The organism is Streptomyces sp. NPDC000878, from assembly GCF_053599695.1.
The window spans coordinates 1-1,115 of the sequence record NZ_JBSFMT010000192.1 but is presented as its reverse complement, the minus strand read 5'-3'; the positions used below and the strand labels follow the sequence as shown (position 1 = coordinate 1,115).

The following is a 1,115-nucleotide window of genomic DNA, read 5'->3' as shown; positions in this document are numbered from 1 at the left end:
GATTTCGACCTGTACCGCCCGTCCGAGGAGCACGACATGCTCCGCGACGCGATCCGCTCCCTGGCCGAGGCGAAGATCTTGCCGTACGCCGCGGCCGTGGACGAGGAAGCACGCTTCCCGCAGGAGGCCCACGACGCGCTGGTCGCCAGTGACCTGCACGCGGTGCACGTACCGGAGTCGTACGGCGGCGCGGGCGCGGACGCCCTCGCCACGGTGATCGTGATCGAGGAGGTGGCGCGGGTCTGTGCCAGCTCCTCCCTCATCCCGGCCGTCAACAAGCTGGGCTCCCTCCCGGTGATCCTGTCCGGCTCGGAGGAGCTGAAGAAGAAGTACATGACGCCGCTCGCCAAGGGCGACGGCATGTTCTCGTACTGCCTCTCGGAGCCCGACGCGGGCTCGGACGCGGCCGGCATGAAGACCAAGGCGGTCCGCGACGGCGACTTCTGGGTCCTCAACGGCGTGAAGCGCTGGATCACCAACGCGGGCGAGTCCGAGTACTACACGGTGATGGCGGTCACCGACCCGACGAAGCGCAGCAAGGGCATCTCGGCCTTCGTGGTCGAGAAGTCGGACGAGGGTGTCTCCTTCGGCGCCCCGGAGAAGAAGCTCGGCATCAAGGGCAGCCCGACCCGCGAGGTCTACCTCGACAACGTCCGCATCCCGGCCGACCGCATGATCGGCGACGAGGGCACCGGCTTCGCGACCGCGATGAAGACCCTGGACCACACCCGCATCACGATCGCCGCGCAGGCGCTCGGCATCGCGCAGGGCGCCCTCGACTACGCCAAGGGGTACGTCAAGGAGCGCAAGCAGTTCGGCAAGCCGATCGCCGACTTCCAGGGCATCCAGTTCATGCTCGCTGACATGGCCATGAAGATCGCCGCCGCCCGCGCCCTGACCTACCAGGCCGCGGCGGCCTCGGAACGCCTGGACAACGACCTCACCTTCCAGGGCGCGGCGGCGAAGTGCTTCGCCTCGGACGTGGCGATGGAGGTCACCACGGACGCGGTCCAGCTGCTCGGCGGCTACGGCTACACCCGCGACTACCCGGTCGAGCGCATGATGCGCGACGCGAAGATCACACAGATCTACGAGGGCACCAACCAGGTCCAGCG

1 protein-coding gene is annotated in these 1,115 nt (G+C 68.3%); it reads left to right on the top strand.

Annotation, left to right across the window (positions count from 1 at the left end):
* Positions 1-1,115 (top strand): acyl-CoA dehydrogenase family protein (locus tag ACWDR4_RS50110; RefSeq protein ID WP_450418875.1); only part of this gene is annotated, 1,115 nt, incomplete at both ends.